The organism is Bradyrhizobium sp. B120, assembly GCF_049075665.1.
Classification (GTDB): Bacteria; Pseudomonadota; Alphaproteobacteria; order Rhizobiales; family Xanthobacteraceae; genus Bradyrhizobium.
Window position 1 is genome coordinate 223,533 of the sequence record NZ_CP185242.1, and the last position, 17,999, is coordinate 241,531.

The following is a 17,999-nucleotide window of genomic DNA, read 5'->3' on the forward strand; positions in this document are numbered from 1 at the left end:
TGTTTCCTCAATTTTGCGGCGCAGGGTAGGCGGGCGGGTTTGGCCTTTCAAGCCACCTTGCCGCCGCGGGCAGCAGCCATGCTTCCGGTCGCTGGACGTCAAGTCGTGTAACACGGGCCTTTCCATTGATTGCGGATCAGGGTGCATGAGGACCTTCGCAAAACGCATGTTCGACCAACTCTGGACCCGCAGGACGCAGCTGGCGCTGGCGGTCCGGATCGCGTCCGCCGGCGTGGCCGCCTATACCATCGCGCTCGCACTGCACCTCATGCTGCCGCTGTGGGCGGTGCTGACCTCGCTGATCGTGACCCAGATGAGCGTCGGCCGCTCGCTGAAGGCGACCCGCGACTACATGCTCGGCACCATCGGCGGCGCCATCTATGGCGGCGCGATTGCGGTGCTGATCCCGCATTCCGGCGAGGGCAGCCTGCTGGCGCTGCTGGTGCTGGCGATCGTGCCGCTGGCGTTCATCGCCGCGCTCAATCCCAGCCTGAACTCGGCGACGGTCACGGCAGTGATCGTGCTGTTGCTGCCGACGATGCATCATTCCAATCCGCTGGACTCAGCGATCGACCGCGTCCTCGAGGTCACGGTCGGTGCGCTGACCGGCCTTGTGATCTCGTTCCTGGTGCTGCCGTCGCGCGCGGTCAGCCAGATCAGGGTCAATGCGTCGAAGCTGCTGGAACTGCTCTCGGCGGCGTTCGCCGAATTGCTCGCCGGTCTGACCCGCGGGCTCGACAACGACGCACTGCACCGAATCCAGGATGGCATCGGCACCGCGGTGACCAATCTGCACGCGACCGGCCTCGAGGCCGAGCGTGAACGCACCATGCATCTGTCATCCGGGCCGGACACCGGTCCGCTGCTGCGGACCATCCAGCGGCTGCGGCACGACGTCGTGATGATCGGGCGCGCCTGCGTCGTGCCGCTGCCGGCCGATATCCAGGCCAGGCTGGCGCGGCCATTGGCCGACGTCAGCAATGCCATCGTGACTTACATGGTGGCGGTCGCGACCGCCCTGCGCGCCGGCAGCGGCCCGGCCGACATGGCGCCGGTCGATGCCGCGCTGCATGCCTATAGCGAGGAGGTGGCCGCGGTGCGCAGCGAAGGCCTGACCCGGGGCCTTCCGGTCGATGCCATGGAGCGGTTCTTCGCGCTCGGATTTTCGCTCGACCAGATGCGGCAGAATCTGAATGACCTCAAGCGCTGCCACGGCAATTGGTGCACCAACGAAGAGGCTTCCGAGAAGATCGTTGCGGAAACTTCGGAGAAGAGCGCGGCATGATCTTTGGCTATGCCGTGCGGCGCGTCAGGCCCTTGCTCTCCATGCGCCAGATCAGGAGGTCGATACGGTCCTGACCGAAGAACGGTTCGTTCTCGAAAACGAAGGTCGGCACCCCCCAATGGCCGGAGGCCGCGTGCGCGTCCTCGTTGCCCTTGATGACCGCCTCATAGCGATCGGGATCGGCCGCGATCGCCGCATCCATCGCCGCGAGATCGAAGCCGGCGGCGGTCGCGGCCGTTGCCAGATGGTCGCCCTCGTTCCAGCCCTTCACCGAGCCGTCCCACAGCACGCGGCTGATCGCGGAGGTGAAGGCGAGTGACCGCCCTTCGAGCTGCGCGGCGGCGCCGAGCCGGGTCAGGCGGTGGATGTAAGGCTGGTGTTCGGCGACGTCGAGCGTCGTCATATCCTGCACGATCGGGTCCGGTCGCGGAAAGCGGAACGGGATGTTCTCATGCTTGGCGACGCGGCTGGAATCGAGCACGACATAGCGGGCGAATTGCGGATTGGTCTTCTTGAAGAAGCCGGGCACGCGCACCGCGAGCGGATAGACCGGCCGCAAATTCACCGCAACATCGTAGTCTGCGACCATCTTCAGCGTCTTCGGCAGCGCCAGATAGCTGTACGGACTGCGGAACGAGAAGAACAGGTCGACCGACAAGGTCATGCGCTAGCCTCCGTTCGGTGTGACCTCGTCAACCTTCATGCGGCAACCTTCATCCAACCAGTCTGCGTGCCAGCAGGCGGAAACGCAAGATCAGGAGGGTGGCATAAACCGCAGTCCCGAGCGACAGCCCGATCCAGACGCCGGGCGCCTGGAGCCCGGCCCAGAAGGCGAGCGCGTAGGCGGACGCGAACCCGATCAGCCAGTAGCTGATAGTGGCGAACAGCAGCGGCACCTGGGTATCGTTCATGCCGCGCAGCGCGCCGGCGGTGGTGGTCTGCACGCCGTCGGCGATAAAGAACGTCGCGCCGATCAAGAGCAGCATCGCGGTGAGCTGCGCGGTGGCGTCAGAGGCTTCGCCGAGGAACAGCGCCGCGATCTCGAAGCGCGCAAGGATCACCGCGAGCGTCATGATGCTCATGAACACGCCGGCGAGCGCGACCGCGACAAAGCCGGCGCGCTGCACCGCGTCGGTGTCGCGGCGGCCGACCGCCTGGCCGACCCGCACGGTGGCGGCCATGCTGACGCCGAACGGCACCATGAACAGGATCGCCGCGATCTGCAGCGCGATCTGGTGAGCCGCCAGCGCCGTGGTGCTGATCAGCCCCATCAGCAGGCCGGCCGCGCCGAACAGGCCGTACTCCAGCAGGAAGGCGATCGAGATCGGTGCGCCGACGGCAACGAGCTTGCCCATCAGCGGCCAGTCGATGCGCCAGACGCGGCTGAACACATGGTACTTGCGGAACGGACGGCGCCGCGCCGCGAACCATACGCCGGCGAGGAAGGTGCCGAGATTGACGATCGTGGTCGCAAGTCCGGCACCGAACATGCCGAGTTCGGGCATGCCCCATTTGCCGTAGAGCAGAAGATAGACCATCAGCGCATTGGCCGGGATCGCCGCGAGCGTGATCCACAGCACCGGCTCCGGCCGGTTCACCGCGCTCATGAAGCCGCGGATCGCAATGAACCACAGCGCCGGCAGGATGCCCCAGGCGAGCCCGAACAGATATTGCTGCGCCGAATGCGCGGTGGCCTGGGTCTGGCCGAGCGCGAGCAGGATGCGCTCGCCGTGAAACGGCAGCGCCATCAGCGGCAGCACCATGAAGAACCCCGCCCACAGGCCGACGCGGAGCGCGCGCCGCATCACGCGCGGGTTGCGGGCGCCGAACGCCTGCGCGGCCAGCGGCGAGACCGCCGACATCATGCCCATGCCGATCGTGAAGCTGACGAAATACACGGTATGCGCCAGCGCCGCCGCGGCGACGTTCTCGCTGCCGAGCCGGCCGATGAAGGCGAGATCGGTCGTCATCATCGCGATCTGCCCGAGCTGCGTCAGCGCAAGCGGCACCGCGAGCTTCAGCGTCTCCGCGAGCTCGGCCGTGAGCAGCTTGCGAGGTGGGACGACGGTCGCGCGCGCCGCGGCCGGGTCGATCTTGTCGATGCAGGTCATGACGGCACGCTTAGCACGGCAATCCGGCCGGAAGGATGGCCAAGCTGCCGCAGGGAGCTACGACCGCGCTGGTATCCGCTTGATCTTGGCGCCGAGCGCGTTGAGCCGCTCGTCGATCCGCTCATAGCCGCGCTCGATCTGGTCGGCATTGTTGATGGTGGAGGTGCCGTTGGCGCACACCGCGGCCAGCAGCATCGCCATGCCGGCGCGGATGTCGGGCGAGTTCATCGGCGCGCCGCGCAGCCGGCTCGGACCGGCCACGATCGCGCGGTGCGGGTCGCACAACACGATCCGACCACCCATCGCGATCAAATTGTCGACGAAGAACATCCGCGACTCGAACATCTTCTCGTGCATCAGGATGACGCCGTCGCACTGCGTCGCGGTGACGATCGCGATCGACATCAGGTCCGCCGGAAAGGCCGGCCAGGGTTGGTCCTCGAGCTTCGGCACGTGGCCGCCGAAATCATCCTGGATCTTCATGGTCTGGTTCGACGGCACGACGAGGTCGTCGCCCTCGATGCCGCAGACGATGCCGAGCCGTTCAAAGCCCATCCGGATCGAGCGCAGATGCTCGACGCCGGCGCGCGCGATGCGCAGCGGGGAGCGGGTCACCGCGGCAAGCCCGATCAGCGATCCGACCTCGATATGGTCGGGCTGGATCGCGTAGCTCGTGCCGCCGAGCGGCTCCTGGCCATGCACGGTGATGGTGTTGGTACCGATGCCTTCGATCTTAGCGCCTAGCGCGACCAGGAAATTGGCGAGGTCCTGCACATGCGGCTCGGAGGCCGCGTTGCGCAGATAGGTGGTGCCGCGGGCGGCGACGGCAGCGACCAGCGCGTTCTCCGTCGCGGTGACGCTGGGCTCGTCGAGGAACACATCGGCGCCCTTTAGGCGCGCGGCGCGGAATTCCAGCCGGTGCGTCGCGGTGACCGTGGCGCCGAGCTGCTCGAAGGCCAGAAAATGCGTGTCGAGCCGACGGCGGCCGATCACGTCGCCGCCGGGCGGCGGCAACGCGACCTCGCCGCAGCGGGCAAGCAGCGGACCTGCCAGCAGGATCGAGGCGCGGATCCGCGCGCACAGAGCCGGATCGAGATCGGCGGCGCGGATTTCCTTGGCATGGATCTGCAAGGTGTTGCGTTCGGTCCATTCGGCGCTGGCGCCGACCGAGCGGCACAGCTCGACCAGCGTTTCGGTGTCGCGAATGCGCGGCACGTTGGTCAGCGTGACCGGATGCTCGGTGAGCAGGGCAGCTGCGATGATCGGCAGCGCGGAGTTCTTGTTGCCCGACGGCTCGATGGTGCCCGAAAGGCGGCGGCCGCCTTCGACGATGTATTGGATCGGCGGCACGCGGAATGTCCCCTAACGCATCATCCAGATTTGGATTCGAATTGGGCCACGCGAAATTCCGTAACGGAATCAATGGCTGTCCGGCACCGTAACACAACTCCCGGCGCAGCTTCCACACGAAAGGTAGCCGCGCGACGGTACGGAGCGCGCGGTCACGGACACGTCATCTTGGCCGAGCCGTCGCGTCGGAAAGCGTATATCCACCAGGCCGCCGGGAGCAGGTGCCTAGATGTCGATGTTGGCGCTGAGCGAGTTTTCCTGGATGAAGTCGCGGCGCGGTTCGACCACGTCGCCCATCAGCTTGGTGAAGATATCGTCGGCCTCGTCGACCTCCTTGATCTTCACCTGGAGCAGCGAGCGCGCCTCGGTGTCCAGCGTGGTCTCCCACAGCTGCTCCGGGTTCATCTCGCCGAGACCTTTGTAGCGCTGCAGCGAGACGCCCTTGCGGGCGGCGTCGGTCACGGCCTCGAACAGGTCGATCGGGCCGTGAATGGTCTGCTCGGCATCCTTGCGCCGGAGCTTGCCCGCCCGCACGTAGATCTCCTGCAGCCTGGTCGCATACTCGTCGAGCTTGCGCGCATCGGCCGAGCCGAGAAACGCGTCGTCGATCACGGCCACTTCCTTGACGCCGCGCACGGTGCGCTCGAAGTGGAAGCCCTGGCCTTCCGTGAAGGTGCCGATCCAGCCGCGCTCCACTTCGTCGGCAACCGCGTCCAGCCGCTTGGCGATGTAATCAGCCGCAGAGTTGGCGGTCGCGATATCGCTGGTGATTCTCGGGGTCAGCACGCCGGCGATCGCGGCCTGCTCGATCACCGCGCGATTGTAGCGGCTGTGCAGGTTGCGCAGCACGGAGCGGATCGTCCGGGCGTCTTCGACCAGCGACAGCAAGTCACGGCCCGAGCGGTCTTCGCCGGAGGCTGGCTTGAAGACGCATTCGTCGAGCCCGGTCGAGATCAGGTAATCCTCGAGCGCGCGCTCGTCCTTCAGATACTGCTCGGACTTGCCGCGCGAGACCTTATAGAGCGGCGGCTGGGCGATATAGAGAAAGCCGCCATCGATGATCGAGCGCATCTGGCGATAGAAGAAGGTCAGCAGCAGCGTGCGGATATGGGCGCCGTCGACGTCGGCGTCGGTCATCACGATGATCTTGTGATAGCGCAGCTTGTCGACCGAGAAATCGTCGCTGATGCCGGTGCCGAGCGCGGTGATCAGCGTGCCGATCTGCTCCGACGACAGCATCTTGTCGGGGCGCACGCGCTCGACATTGAGGATCTTGCCGCGCAGCGGCAGCACCGCCTGGAATTCGCGGTTGCGGCCCTGCTTGGCGCTGCCGCCTGCCGAGTCGCCCTCGACGATGAACAGTTCGGACTTCGCCGGATCCTTCTCCTGGCAGTCGGCGAGCTTGCCGGGCAGCGAGGAGACGCTGAGCGGGTTCTTGCGGGTCAGCTCGCGCGCCTTGCGCGCAGCCTCGCGGGCGGCGGCGGCCTGGATCACCTTGCCGACGATTTCCTTGGCTTCCTTCGGATTTTCCTCGAACCAGGCCGCCAGTGCCTCGTTCAGGACGTTCTCGACCACCGGTCGAACCTCCGAGGACACCAGCTTGTCCTTGGTCTGCGACGAGAATTTCGGATCGGGCACCTTCACCGACAGCACCGCGGTGAGGCCTTCGCGGCAATCGTCGCCGGTCAGCGCGATCTTTTCCTTCTTCGCATTGGCCTCGGCATAGCCGTTGACCTGGCGCGTCAGCGCGCCGCGGAAGCCGGCCAGATGGGTGCCGCCGTCGCGCTGCGGGATGTTGTTGGTGAAGCAGAGCACGTTCTCGTGGTAGCTGTCGTTCCACCACAACGCGGCTTCGACGCCGATGCCGTTGGCTTCCGCGCGCACCATGATCGGCGCCGGCACGATCGCCTTCTTGTTGCGGTCGAGATATTTGACGAATTCCTCGACGCCGCCGGAATAGTGCATCTCCTCGCGCTTCTCGACAGCGTGGCGCATGTCGGACAGCACGATGTGGACGCCGGAATTGAGGAAGGCGAGCTCGCGCAGCCGGTGCTCAAGCGTCGCGAAATCATATTCGATGTTCTTGAAGGTCTCGGGCGAGGCGAGGAAGGTGACCTCGGTGCCGCGTTTGCCCGGGGCATCGCCGACCACCTTGAGCGGCGCGACGGCATCGCCGTGCGCGAATTCGATGTAGTGCTCCTTGTCGTCGCGCCAGATCCGCAAGCCCAGCTTGCTGGACAGCGCGTTCACGACGGAGACGCCGACGCCGTGCAGACCGCCGGAGACCTTGTAGGAGTTCTGGTCGAACTTTCCGCCGGCGTGCAGCTGGGTCATGATGACCTCGGCCGCCGACACGCCTTCGCCCTTGTGGATGCCGACCGGAATGCCGCGGCCGTCGTCGTACACGGTGACGGAATTGTCGGCGTTGAGGGTGACCAGGACGCGGCTTGCATGGCCCGCCAGCGCCTCGTCGATCGCGTTGTCGACGACCTCGTAGACCATGTGGTGCAGGCCGGAACCGTCGTCGGTGTCGCCGATATACATGCCGGGCCGCTTGCGGACGGCGTCGAGGCCCTTCAGCACCCGGATCGATTCCGCACCATATTCGGCCGGAATGGGATGCTCAGATTCGGCAGGGGTCTGCCGGGCAGGTTCAGTCATGTGAGGCCTTCGAGGATGTCCCGAATCAGCTGCACAAAATGAGGCGCTGATTCCGCTATTTGTGCCATGAAAGAGCAGTTGCGCCTAGCGCAAAGTCTCTGTCTACAAACTATTGAATAAATAGGATTTTTTCGGCCTGTTTCAAGGCTCTCAAAGGCCGATTCCGGAGGCTCTGAAAAGCCCGATTCGAAGGCAGATTCGAACCCTTTCGGAGACGATTCCGCGCGCTTAGCCGCGCCGTGTGGCGCGGCCGGATTCGACGTCGAAAATCTCTCCCGTCGGGCCGATATCGACGAAGGCGGCAGGGTCGGCGCCGGTCATCCAGACCTGTGCGCCGAGCTTGGCGAGCTCGTCGAACAGCGCCTTGCGCCTGTTGGGATCGAGATGGGCGACGACCTCGTCGAGCAGCAGCAGCGGCACGATGCCGGTCATCTCCGCGACCATCGTGGCATGCGCCAGTACCAGCCCGATCAAGAGCGCCTTCTGCTCGCCGGTCGAGGCGTCGCGCGCCGGCATGCTCTTCGGCGCGTAGATCACCTGCAGATCGGTCAGATGCGGGCCGTCGAGCGTGCGCCCGGCGGCGGCGTCGCGCGGACGGCTGGCGCGCAGGATCTCGCGGTAGCGGTCCTCCACCGCGGTCGCGGGCTCCTGCAGCAGCGCGTTCTCCATCCAGCCGTCGAGCATGATCTCGGCGGACGGGAAGGCCGAGGCGGCGCCGCGCTCGTGCAGCATCGCGGCGAGCTTGGCGGCGGTCTGGCCGCGCGATGCGGCGACCGCGACCGCAAGCTCGGCGGTCTCGCGCTCGATCGCGTCACACCAATGGTCGTCGTAGTTGCGCACCTCGAGCAGCCGGTTGCGCGAGCGTAGCGAGCGCTCCAGCGCCGAGACCCGGCTGGAATGCTCGGAATCGATCGCCAGCACCAGGCGGTCGAAGAAGCGCCGCCGCTCGGAGGCGGCGCCCATGAACAGGCCGTCCATCGCCGGCGTCAGCCACACCATGCGCAGATGGTCGCCGAACGCGGTTGCGGACCCCACCGGTTCGCGATCGATGCGGCAGCGCCTCGCGTTGCTCGCCTCGCCGGTCGGGGGATCGATGCCGGTGCCGAGCGTCGCGAGGCCGAGCGCGCCCTCGACTTCGGCCGAGACCGCCCAGGAGCCGTCGCCCTGATTGTCGGCGATGTCCTCCAAGGTCGCGCGGCGTAGCCCGCGGCCCGGCGACAGGAACGAGACCGCCTCCATGCAATTGGTCTTGCCGGCGCCGTTCGGCCCGACCAGCACCACCATGTCGCCCGCGACCTGCAGCGTCGCCGCCCGGTAATTCCGGAAATGCGTCAGCGACAGGCGATGAATGCGGGACGGGGTCATGTCTACTCTGTCATTGCCGGGCTTGACCCGGCAATCCATCGTCCGCGTTAGCGGACAATTTCATCATATAGGTCGCGCCAGTCGGGATTGCCGGCGACGATCAAATCAATCTTCCACTCGCGAGACCAGTGCTTGATGTTCTTCTCGCGCTGAAGCGCGGCAGCGATTGTGTCATGCGCCTCGAAGTAGACGAGCGTCTTGATGCCGTACTTCTTGGTAAAGCCCTCGGCCAGACCTTCGCGATGTTCGTAGACGCGCCGGACCAGATTATTGGTCACGCCGACGTAAAGGGTTCCACCGGGCTTGCTGGCAAGGATGTACACCCAGTAGGTCATTTGATTGGATGGATGGCCGGGTCAAGCCCGGCCATGACAAGAGGAAATCGTCACACCCGCATCGGCATCAGCACGTAGAGCGCGCCCTTGCTGTCGCGGTCCTGCACCAGGGTCGGCGAGCCGGGATCGGCGAGCTTCAGCACCGCGACCTCGCCCTCGATCTGGGCGGCGATGTCGAGCAGATAGCGCGAGTTGAAGCCGATATCGAGCGCATCGGAGGCGTACTCGACCTCGAGCTCTTCGGTGGCGCTGCCGGAATCCGGGTTGGTGACCGAGAGCACCAGCTTGCCGGCGGACAAAGCCAGCTTCACGGCGCGGCCGCGTTCGCTGGAAATGGTCGAGACGCGATCGACGGCGGCCTCGAAATCCTTCTTGTCGACCACCAGTTCCTTGTCGTTGTTCTGCGGAATGACGCGGCCATAGTCCGGGAAGGTGCCGTCGATCAGCTTCGAGGTCAGCACCACATTGCCGAGCGTGAACCGGATCTTGCCATCCGACAGCTCGATCGAGATCTCGGCGTCGTCGCCCTCGATCAGCCGCTGCACCTCGCCAACCGTCTTGCGCGGGACGATCACGCCGGGCATGCCGGTCGCGCCCTTCGGCAGCGCGAGGTCGATCTGCGCCAGACGATGGCCGTCGGTCGCAACCCCGCGCAGGGTCGCCGCCTTGGCGCTGCCGGCGGCGTGCAGATAGATGCCGTTGAGGTAATAGCGGGTCTCTTCGGTCGAGATCGCAAACTGGGTGCGGTCGATCAGCCGCTTGATGTCGGACGCCGGCAGCGAGAACGAATGCGTCATGTCGCCGGCGGCAAGGCCCGGGAAATCGCTCTCGGGCAGGGTCTGCAGCGTGAAGCGCGAGCGGCCGGCGCGCACCGCGAGCACCGAGCGGTCGCCGTCGGCCTCCAGCACGATCTGCGAGCCGTCGGGCAGCTTGCGGACGATGTCATAGAACATGTGCGCCGGCACCGTGGTCGAGCCGGCGGTTCCGGTCTCGGCCGGCAGCGTCTCCGTCACCTCGAGATCGAGGTCGGTTGCCTTCAGCGACAATTTGGCGCCCTCGGCGCGGATCAACACGTTGCCGAGGATCGGGATCGTGTTGCGGCGCTCGACCACGCGGTGAACGTGACCCAGCGATTTCAGGAGTTGCGCGCGCTCGACGGTGACCTTCATTGCAATACCCGCCAGATCCCTCAGATGGAAAAGCCGGGCGGCCGTTCAGGGCAGCACCGCGGCATTGGAAACCCGATAGGCCGGATCAATACCGGATTTGATCAAACCCACGGGGGGACCGCAAGGTGGCGCGGATGGCCGGCCGGTGCAAGGGATACGGGCGCGAAACGGGCCCCGTTCCCCACGTTTTGGGCCGGAAAAAAGTTTAGCCCTCCCCTCTTGATAAAGGGGAGGGCTATGGAACGAGCCAGCCAAATGAGGCGGCCTTATTCCTGCAGTCCTATTCCTGCAACTGCCGCTTCAGCGATTCGACTTCCTCCGACAGCGTCGTGTCCTTGGCGACCAGTGCCTCAATCTTGCGCACCGCGTGCAACACGGTGGTGTGATCGCGGCCGCCGAAGCGCCGGCCGATCTCCGGCAGCGAGCGCAGGGTCAGCGTCTTGGCCAGATACATCGCAACCTGGCGCGGGCGCACCACGTTGGCGGTGCGGCGGGACGACAAGAGGTCGGAGCGGCTGACATTGTACTGCCGGGCGACCACGCGCTGGATGTCCTCGATCTTGATCCGCTTCGGCTCCTGCGGGCGGATCAGGTCGCGCACCTCGCGTTCGGCCATCTCCAGCGTCACCGGCTGGTTGTTGAGCTTGGAGTGCGCCAAGAGGCGGTTGATCGCGCCTTCGAGGTCGCGGCCGTTGTGGGTGATGGTGCGCGCCAGATAGTCCAGCACTTCTTCCGGCACATCGAAGGTCGCATGGTGGGCGCGGGCCGCGGCGACGCGCGACTTGAGGATGCCGAGCCGCAGTTCCTCGCCGAGCGAACCCATCTCGACCACCAGGCCACCGGCCAGCCGCGAGCGCACGCGGTCGTCGAGGCTTTCGAGGTCGGACGGCGGACGGTCGGCGGCGATCACGACCTGACGGCCGGCATCGATCAGCGCGTTCAGCGTGTGGCAGAATTCGGCTTGCGTCGACTTGCCCTGCAGGAACTGCAGATCGTCGATGACCAGCACGTCGATGCCGCGCAGCGCCTCCTTGAACGCCAGTGCCGTCTGCGTCTTCAGCGCCGCGACGAAGCCGTACATGAACTTCTCGGCGGTGAGATACAGCACCTTGCGCTCGCCGCCGGAATTGCCGGCCCAGGTCACGGCCTGCAGCAGGTGTGTCTTGCCGAGGCCGACGCCGGCATGGATGTAGAGCGGGTTGAACATCACGGGATCGCCGCGGCGACCTTCCGCGACCTGGCGCGCAGCCGCATGGGCCAGCGTGTTGGAACGGCCGACGACGAAGCTTGCAAAGGTCAGGCGCGGATCGAGCGGCGAGCCGCCGAGCGCGTCATGGCTGGCGGACACCGGCGCCGTCGCGAACGAGCGCAGTTCAGGCGCGGGACGGCCGTCATTGCGCTCGACACGGCGCACTTCGGCCGGCGCAACTGCTTCCTTCACCGGGGCCATCGCGCGGATCGCCGAGCGCACGGTGAGGTCGATGCGATGCACTTCGGGCATCTCGGCCTGCCAGCAGGAGAGCACGCGTTCGGCGTAATGCGCCTGGATCCAGCTCTTGAGGAACCGGGTCGGAACCGACAGATGCACGCTCTCATCGTGCACGCTCTCGAGATCCATCCGTGCGAACCAGCTCGTGTAGACGTCTTCGCCAACGCTCGTCCGCAAACGTCCCTTTACCCGCGACCAGCGATCCTGTTCCGTGTTCGTCATTGCCTTCGTACTTTTCCAAAACTGAGAGATGATGATTGCGAAAGCGCCGTGCAGGGGGCCTGCCACGACGCGACCTCTAGCGGGCGCGGTCTGCTCCGGACAAAGCTCTCCCGTGTGGCGGCCATGCGCCACGCGACAGGTCAGCTGTTTGGAGAAGATGCGTCCCGCGAGGTCAGCGCGTACTCGACGCTCTCTGCGGGTAAGAGCCAGTGTCCGAGGGGTTGATTACGGCACCACAGGAAATCTGCACTTGGGCTGTCGTTGGTTCGACTGCAGTGATGATACCGTAAGGCATAAGTCCTCCCCCTCCCACCGCGACGTATCGCGGCAAGTTGTCAGCTTGCTGGTGTCTTCAAAATCGAACTGCCGCTACCGAACACCGAAATGCCCGGCGCTTCGCCGCCGCGTGTCGTCGTCAATCCGTTCGCTTGCGCCGCGTTCCCGTTGCCAGATTCCGACTGACGCCCTGGTCTCTCTTGTTCGATCCCCCAAATTGTCGGGGACACCGCCGGAGATATTTTGACACAGGTCGACCGTCCTCATATCGCTATGAGCCGTCAATCTAGCTTCGCTTGGAAAGCGTCGCTAACGCGCACACCGCCGCCGATTTGCACGTCCGCCCCTGGGTCTCAAACCGCGCTGATCTGGAGAGCCGTGGGCGTCGCGAACAAGAAATAAATACACCAAGCGCATTTTCTGACAATCCGTGGATTCGACGGGGGTCGAGACTCTTGGCGACTGTTGCGGTGTTGCCGACGCTGAGTTGCGAAAGCAAGGTTTTGAATCAGCGTACAGATTCACGCGTGTCACAAACGACGGTGCAATACCAAAAATTTTTCATAGAAAATTTACATTTGGTCTCGCGCCGGTCATTTTTCCAATCGCTGTTCAGCGCTATGTGCATAAGTAATTCGCGAGACGTCATTTTTCGCGATTACTTTTGCAGGGTAACCCCGCTGCGCGATTTTCAACGCGAGATATTCGCGCGCTATTCCATCTATCTAGCTTAGCGCAGAACAATCTGTGCGCGAGTGCGGCGCGTTAAGCATGTTGAGCCGGTAGAACTACGGACGCGACGAAACATGACACGCAGTTCGTTGCGCGGCAACGCCGACTCTTCTCGCGCTACGAAACTTCCACGACAAAATGCGGACCAAAACAAAAAGCCCGGCGCGAGCCGGGCTTCGTGACAAACGTGTTCTTCAGTCAGCTCACGCGGCGAGCATTGCTCGCTGAGCTCACTTGGCGAGCTTGGCGATGCTCTGCGTGAGGCGCGACACCTTCCGGCTCGCGAGGTTCTTGTGAATGATGTTGCGCTGCGCTGCCTTCATCAGTTCGGGCTCGGCCTTGCTCATCGCCTTGAGTGCCGCCTCGCGGTCGCCGCTCTTGATCGCTTCCTCGACGGTGCGCACCGCGCCACGCATCTGCGTGCGGCGCGACTTGTTGACGATGGTGCGGCGGGCAATCTTGCGGGTCGCCTTCTTGGCGGAGGTGGTGTTGGCCATGGTTCTCTAACTGTCCTTCGGCGGTGATCGCTCGGTGGTCGGGCTTGCGCGCACCGGCCGGTTCAAATCTCAACTCTGATGTATTTGTCCAAGGTGTCCTTGAGGCGGCCATGCCAAGGCGCATAATGCTGCCCCCGCATGCGGCACTGTCCAAAGAACAGCGGCGGCAGGATTGCGCCCGCCGCCATCGGCCGGTCTTATAGATGGCGCAGGCTTAACCGTCAACGCTTTCGGGACCGAAAAAGGACCCGAAATCGGCCTCGCGAGGGCCGGATAAGCCGCTGAAGAGGTTGAATTTCCGGGGGGCGCCCGGTAAGGCCTGTCGACGCGTGGGGCGCGACTGGGAGTTAGGGTGACGCATGATCCGCGGCTTTTTCCGCCTGATCGGCCTTTTGCTGCTGGCCGGCAGTTTCATCTTCATGGTCTATGACGGGGCCCGCTACGTCGCCGACCAGAGCCTGCGGTTCACCCAATTCGGCCAGTTCTGGAACGATATCCACCAGTCGAGCCAGCAGGCGTTCCATGCCTGGGTGGATCGCATCGCGCCCTGGCTCTGGAACGGCGTGATCCGCGTGCTTCTGGAGCAGCCGGTGTTCGCGGTGCTCGGCATTGCCGGCATCCTGCTGATGATCCTGTTCCGGCCGCGCAAGCCGCTGATCGGCTACGCACGCGACTGAGTTGGCTGCAGTCCTCTTCAGCTTCTCTTGGCCGCAGCCGTCAGTAACGGGGCTGCCAACATCCGCGTAACGACATATATAGGTGACAGCCGGCCCGCAGGCCGTTGCCGCGTCGGCCGATGTCCCGCCCGGAGGTATCCATGTTGTTCATGCGCAAGACCACCGCGTTGCCAAGCGCCGCCGAGGCGCTGCCAGGCCGCGCGACGCCGATCCCGACCGCGACCACGCATTTCGTCAATGGCAGCAAATTGACGCCGCCCTATCCGCAAGGCCTCGAGCAGGCCGTGTTCGGCCTCGGCTGCTTCTGGGGCGCGGAGCGGAAGTTCTGGGAACTCGGCGACGGGATCTACACCACCGCGGTCGGCTATGCCGGCGGCCACACGCCGAACCCGACCTATGAAGAGGTGTGCTCGGGACGCACCGGCCACACCGAAGTCGTGCTGGTCGTGTTCGACCCGAAGAAGATCTCCTACGAGAAGCTCCTGAAGACATTCTGGGAGAACCACAACCCGACGCAGGGCATGCGCCAGGGCAACGACATCGGCACGCAGTATCGTTCTGCGATCTACACGTTCAGCGACGCGCAGCACAAAGCCGCCGATGCGTCGCAGGCGATGTATCAGAAGGCGCTCGCTGCCAAGGGCCTCGGTGCGATCACGACGGAAGTGGCACCGGCCGGCGAGTTCTACTTCGCCGAGGACTACCATCAGCAATACCTCGCCAAGAATCCGGCGGGCTATTGCGGGCTCGGCGGCACCGGCGTGTCCTGCCCGATCGGCGTCGGCGTCACCGCCTGATCGCCCTGTGATGCGCTAAATCGAGGGGGAGGCGGGCTTTCCGTCTTCCCATTCGGTTCTCGAAAACCCTTTGTTAACCATAAGTGGTGCAAGACTGGGCTTGTCTCGCCGTTGAGGGATAGGTCCGGTGCCGGTTGCACGCGCGTTACGATTGCCGATCACTGCCGTTGTGGCTGCGCTCGCGCTGTCTGGCTGCATGAGCACGTCGGGTCCGGTTGCTGTCGGGCCGCAAGGTGTCGATGCCGTCACCTATGGACCGGCCTATGCATCCGCCCCGGTTGCCGATGCCGGCGGTGGTGGTGCCATCAGCGCACTGCGTTCCGCCTTTGCCAGTACTTCTCCTAGCTATGGCTATGCCGCGCCGGGTGCCGCCCCGGTGGTTTATGCCGCCGCGCCGGGTGGGCCCGCCGGTTACGACAACTCCTATCATCTCGGCCCGGGCGACAAGCTCCGCGTCGTGGTCTACGGCCAGGAAGGCCTGACCAACTCCTACGCGATCGACGCCGCCGGCTCGATCACCATGCCGCTGATCGGCTCGGTGCCGGCGCGCGGCCGCACGCCGGCCGGGCTCGCCGGTGAAATCTCGGCACGGCTGCGCAACGGCTTCATCCGCGATCCTTCGGTGGCGGTCGAGATCGAGTCCTACCGGCCGTTCTTCATCCTCGGCGAGGTCCAGGCTCCCGGCCAGTATCCCTACGTCCCGAACATGACCGTCGAAAGCGCGGTCGCGATCGCCGGCGGCTTCTCGCCGCGCGCCAAGCGCGACAGCGTGACGCTGACCCATACTGATGCATCCGGCTCCGGCCGCTTCGTGGTGCCGCTGGGCACGCCGATGAGCCCGGGCGATACGGTGTTCGTCGGCGAGCGCTGGTTTTGACCACCGCTCGTCATGCGCGGGCTTGACCCGCGCATCCATCTACGAAGAGTCTTCCGAAGATGATGGATTGCCGGGTCAAGCCCGGCAATGACGGTCAGCGCAAATGCTTCCCGAAAAATTCCATGCTGCGCGGCCAGGCGATGTCGGCGCTCGCCTTGTCGTAGCTTGCGCGCTCGTCGCAATGGAAGCCGTGCTGCGCGCCGGGATAGATGAAGACCTCGACCCCGGGCCGCTTCGACTTGATGGTCTCGACATCGCTCAAGGGAATGCCGGCATCCTTCTCGCCGAAATGCAGTTGCGTCGGCACGGCCGGCTTGTCGTCGGCGAAGCGGATGACGGCGCCGCCGTAATAGCCGATCGCGGCCGAGAGCCCGGTCAGCTTGGTGGCGGCCGCATAGGCGATGCTGCCGCCAAGGCAGAAGCCGATGATGCCGACCGGGCCGACCGACTTCACCGCGTCGATCGCCGCCTGGCTGTCGCGCAGCATCGCGGCAAAGTCCGGATTGGCGACGAACTTGCGCGCTTCGGCCACCTCATCGGGGGAGTAGCCGCTCTGGAAGTTCGGCGTGATGCGGTCGAAGATCGACGGCGCAACCGCGACAAAGCCTTCCTTCGCCAGCCGGTCGCAAACCGAGCGGATGTGGTGGTTGACGCCAAAGATCTCCTGGATCACCACGATCGCGCCCTTCGGCGCGCCGGCGGGATCGGCGCGATAGGCGCCGAGTTCAAATCCGTCCGAAGCCTTCAGTTTGATGTCTTGTCCCATGGTCCATCCTTGTCATGTTGGGGGTTGCATGAAGGTCATCGACGAGGCTTAGCGCCACATCCAGTTCTCGCCCCAGTCGCCCTTCCAGCCGGCGAGCCGGCCTTTGCGGAATTGCAGATAGAAACGGTCATGGTGCGGAAACAGCCCGCTGCCGCCGAGGTCGCGGAAGGTCAGGAAGATCTCGTTGCCGGGCCGCCCGCTGACATGAGTGAAGGGGGTGCCGAGCGCGCGTTGTGCATCCGCGACGTCCATGCCGAACACCAATGGTGTGCTGTTCGACAGCGTCGCGGTGAAGGTCGGCGTGGCCGGGTCGGCGAACGGCCGCAGCTTCTGGGCGTTCGCTGCAGTCGCGGCCGCCGTCAGCAACAAGGCGACGACAATCGTCTTCATGAGGCGGCCTTTCCCGGCGCGTTGGCCTCGAGGCCATCGAGGAACGGCAGCACGGCGGTGATGAACGCCTGCGGTTGGTCGATGTTGACGGCATGGCCGGCGTTCGGAATCACCGCCTTCTGCGCGCCTGGAATCTTCGCCGCCATGTAGTCGGACGCCGCCAGGAACGGCGTGTCGTCGGCCCCGACCACGACCAGCGACGGGACCTTGATCCCGGGCAAGGACTCGATCACCCGCGCATCGCGTTGCGCCAGCATGCCGCGCGCGGCGAGCGCCAGGCCCTTGGCATTGCGATGCGTGACCGACGCGCGCTCGGCACTCGCCGACTTCAGCACCTCGAGCCCTTCACGATCGAAACGGTCGCCGGTGTCGCGGGCGCGCGTGTTCCAGACCTCGCGGGCGTCGTCCTTCTTGAATCCCGGGCCGGTGTCGATGATCAAGAGCGCGCGCACCCGCTCCGGATGGGCGCGGTGGAAGGCAAGCGACATGTAGCCGCCGAGCGACAGGCCGCCGACGATCGCCTTGTCGGCGCCGGCAACATCGAGCAGGGCGGCGATGTCGCCGACCGTCGTCGCTTCACTGTAAGCATCCGGATTGTCGGGATAGTCGGACTGGCCGTGTCCGCGCATGTCCCACAGGATCAGCCTGTGCCGCTTCGACAGCGCCTCGATCTGGCCGTGCCACATCGCAGAGGTCGACGAATAGCCGTGGGTGAGGATCAGGGGCGGGCCGCTGCCGTGAATCTCGTAATAGATATCGACGCCGCTGCGGTTGAGCTTGGCCATTGACGGGCTCCTTCTGTGGTCGATGTCGGGTCCGGCAGCGCTACCGACCTTGGTAGGAGGCATCGATACGGCATCAATACTGGCATTTCAAAAGCTTCATGCCGTTGCCGCATCGCACAACGGATAGTTTCCGAAATTTATTCCTTTCGAGCAATTCCAAATTGGATTGCCTCCAGCCGGGAACCGGATCATTGTTTCGGCAACTGTCGCTTACC

16 protein-coding genes are annotated in these 17,999 nt (G+C 64.9%); 4 read left to right on the top strand and 12 right to left on the bottom strand.

Features of this window, described 5'->3' with window-relative positions:
- Positions 1-145: 145 nt before the first annotated feature.
- Positions 146-1,285 (top strand): FUSC family protein, encoded by a 1,140-nt coding sequence (locus ACOIX3_RS01055; protein ID WP_420968001.1) that lies wholly within the window; start codon positions 146-148, stop codon positions 1,283-1,285.
- Positions 1,286-1,292: 7 nt separating this feature from the next.
- Here the strand turns inward: ACOIX3_RS01055 and ACOIX3_RS01060 are convergent, their stop codons facing one another.
- The 9 genes from ACOIX3_RS01060 to rpsT form a co-directional block, all read right to left on the bottom strand.
- On the bottom strand, positions 1,293-1,949 hold the full coding sequence (locus ACOIX3_RS01060) for a 2-hydroxychromene-2-carboxylate isomerase (RefSeq protein WP_420968002.1): 657 nt from the start codon (positions 1,947-1,949) through the stop codon (positions 1,293-1,295).
- A 49-nt stretch (positions 1,950-1,998) separates the two neighbouring features.
- Positions 1,999-3,396 carry an MATE family efflux transporter gene (locus tag ACOIX3_RS01065; protein ID WP_420968003.1) on the bottom strand — a complete coding sequence of 466 codons (1,398 nt, stop codon included), beginning with the start codon at positions 3,394-3,396 and terminating at the stop codon, positions 1,999-2,001.
- 57 nt (positions 3,397-3,453) lie between these two features.
- Entirely contained in the window at positions 3,454-4,746 is a 1,293-nt protein-coding gene (gene murA, locus ACOIX3_RS01070) for a UDP-N-acetylglucosamine 1-carboxyvinyltransferase (protein ID WP_420968004.1), read from the bottom strand.
- 225 nt (positions 4,747-4,971) lie between these two features.
- On the bottom strand, positions 4,972-7,407 hold the full coding sequence (gene gyrB, locus ACOIX3_RS01075) for a DNA topoisomerase (ATP-hydrolyzing) subunit B (protein ID WP_420968005.1): 2,436 nt from the start codon (positions 7,405-7,407) through the stop codon (positions 4,972-4,974).
- 228 nt (positions 7,408-7,635) lie between these two features.
- Positions 7,636-8,772: a DNA replication/repair protein RecF gene (gene recF, locus ACOIX3_RS01080; protein ID WP_420968006.1), complete on the bottom strand. Its 1,137-nt coding sequence runs from the start codon at positions 8,770-8,772 to the stop codon at positions 7,636-7,638.
- 47 nt (positions 8,773-8,819) lie between these two features.
- Positions 8,820-9,107 carry a GIY-YIG nuclease family protein gene (locus tag ACOIX3_RS01085; RefSeq protein WP_420968007.1) on the bottom strand — a complete coding sequence of 96 codons (288 nt, stop codon included), beginning with the start codon at positions 9,105-9,107 and terminating at the stop codon, positions 8,820-8,822.
- A gap of 50 nt (positions 9,108-9,157) precedes the next feature.
- Positions 9,158-10,276, bottom strand: a complete 1,119-nt coding sequence (dnaN, locus tag ACOIX3_RS01090) for a DNA polymerase III subunit beta (RefSeq protein ID WP_097671243.1) — start codon at positions 10,274-10,276, stop codon at positions 9,158-9,160.
- A gap of 280 nt (positions 10,277-10,556) precedes the next feature.
- Positions 10,557-11,987: a chromosomal replication initiator protein DnaA gene (gene dnaA, locus ACOIX3_RS01095; RefSeq protein WP_420968008.1), complete on the bottom strand. Its 1,431-nt coding sequence runs from the start codon at positions 11,985-11,987 to the stop codon at positions 10,557-10,559.
- A 1,238-nt stretch (positions 11,988-13,225) separates the two neighbouring features.
- On the bottom strand, positions 13,226-13,492 hold the full coding sequence (gene rpsT, locus ACOIX3_RS01100; RefSeq protein WP_029079417.1) for a 30S ribosomal protein S20: 267 nt from the start codon (positions 13,490-13,492) through the stop codon (positions 13,226-13,228).
- 359 nt (positions 13,493-13,851) lie between these two features.
- On the opposite strand from rpsT, the gene ACOIX3_RS01105 reads away from it, so the two are divergent.
- The 3 genes from ACOIX3_RS01105 (at position 13,852) to ACOIX3_RS01115 (ending at position 15,843) form a co-directional block, all read left to right on the top strand.
- The gene (locus ACOIX3_RS01105) at positions 13,852-14,169 is read left to right on the top strand and encodes a hypothetical protein (RefSeq protein WP_420968009.1); all 318 of its coding nucleotides are present in this window, start codon (positions 13,852-13,854) and stop codon (positions 14,167-14,169) included.
- 140 nt (positions 14,170-14,309) lie between these two features.
- Positions 14,310-14,966, top strand: a complete 657-nt coding sequence (gene msrA / locus ACOIX3_RS01110) for a peptide-methionine (S)-S-oxide reductase MsrA (protein WP_092120552.1) — start codon at positions 14,310-14,312, stop codon at positions 14,964-14,966.
- A gap of 127 nt (positions 14,967-15,093) precedes the next feature.
- Positions 15,094-15,843, top strand: a complete 750-nt coding sequence (locus tag ACOIX3_RS01115; RefSeq protein ID WP_420968010.1) for a polysaccharide biosynthesis/export family protein — start codon at positions 15,094-15,096, stop codon at positions 15,841-15,843.
- Between the two features lie 94 nt (positions 15,844-15,937).
- Here the strand turns inward: ACOIX3_RS01115 and ACOIX3_RS01120 are convergent, their stop codons facing one another.
- Genes ACOIX3_RS01120 through ACOIX3_RS01130 form a run of 3 tightly spaced genes read right to left on the bottom strand, consistent with a single transcriptional unit; the run spans position 15,938 to position 17,784 of the window.
- The gene (locus ACOIX3_RS01120) at positions 15,938-16,609 is read right to left on the bottom strand and encodes a dienelactone hydrolase family protein (protein ID WP_420968011.1); all 672 of its coding nucleotides are present in this window, start codon (positions 16,607-16,609) and stop codon (positions 15,938-15,940) included.
- 48 nt (positions 16,610-16,657) lie between these two features.
- Positions 16,658-16,999 carry a hypothetical protein gene (locus ACOIX3_RS01125; protein ID WP_420968012.1) on the bottom strand — a complete coding sequence of 114 codons (342 nt, stop codon included), beginning with the start codon at positions 16,997-16,999 and terminating at the stop codon, positions 16,658-16,660.
- Positions 16,996-17,784: an alpha/beta fold hydrolase gene (locus ACOIX3_RS01130; protein ID WP_420968013.1), complete on the bottom strand. Its 789-nt coding sequence runs from the start codon at positions 17,782-17,784 to the stop codon at positions 16,996-16,998. Before ACOIX3_RS01130 ends, ACOIX3_RS01125 begins: the two co-directional genes overlap by 4 nt.
- Positions 17,785-17,999: the final 215 nt, after the last annotated feature.

Bases quoted from the DNA above. Each gene is read 5' to 3' on its own strand.
- ACOIX3_RS01055 (WP_420968001.1), top strand. From the start codon at position 146: ATGAGGACCTTCGCAAAACGCATGTTCGACCAACTCTGGACCCGCAGG.
- ACOIX3_RS01060 (WP_420968002.1), bottom strand. From the start codon at position 1,949: ATGACCTTGTCGGTCGACCTGTTCTTCTCGTTCCGCAGTCCGTACAGC.
- ACOIX3_RS01065 (WP_420968003.1), bottom strand. From the start codon at position 3,396: ATGACCTGCATCGACAAGATCGACCCGGCCGCGGCGCGCGCGACCGTC.
- gyrB (WP_420968005.1), bottom strand. From the start codon at position 7,407: ATGACTGAACCTGCCCGGCAGACCCCTGCCGAATCTGAGCATCCCATT.
- recF (WP_420968006.1), bottom strand. From the start codon at position 8,772: ATGACCCCGTCCCGCATTCATCGCCTGTCGCTGACGCATTTCCGGAAT.
- ACOIX3_RS01085 (WP_420968007.1), bottom strand. From the start codon at position 9,107: ATGACCTACTGGGTGTACATCCTTGCCAGCAAGCCCGGTGGAACCCTT.
- dnaN (WP_097671243.1), bottom strand. From the start codon at position 10,276: ATGAAGGTCACCGTCGAGCGCGCGCAACTCCTGAAATCGCTGGGTCAC.
- dnaA (WP_420968008.1), bottom strand. From the start codon at position 11,987: ATGACGAACACGGAACAGGATCGCTGGTCGCGGGTAAAGGGACGTTTG.
- rpsT (WP_029079417.1), bottom strand. From the start codon at position 13,492: ATGGCCAACACCACCTCCGCCAAGAAGGCGACCCGCAAGATTGCCCGC.
- ACOIX3_RS01105 (WP_420968009.1), top strand. From the start codon at position 13,852: ATGATCCGCGGCTTTTTCCGCCTGATCGGCCTTTTGCTGCTGGCCGGC.
- msrA (WP_092120552.1), top strand. From the start codon at position 14,310: ATGTTGTTCATGCGCAAGACCACCGCGTTGCCAAGCGCCGCCGAGGCG.
- ACOIX3_RS01120 (WP_420968011.1), bottom strand. From the start codon at position 16,609: ATGGGACAAGACATCAAACTGAAGGCTTCGGACGGATTTGAACTCGGC.
- ACOIX3_RS01125 (WP_420968012.1), bottom strand. From the start codon at position 16,999: ATGAAGACGATTGTCGTCGCCTTGTTGCTGACGGCGGCCGCGACTGCA.
- ACOIX3_RS01130 (WP_420968013.1), bottom strand. From the start codon at position 17,784: ATGGCCAAGCTCAACCGCAGCGGCGTCGATATCTATTACGAGATTCAC.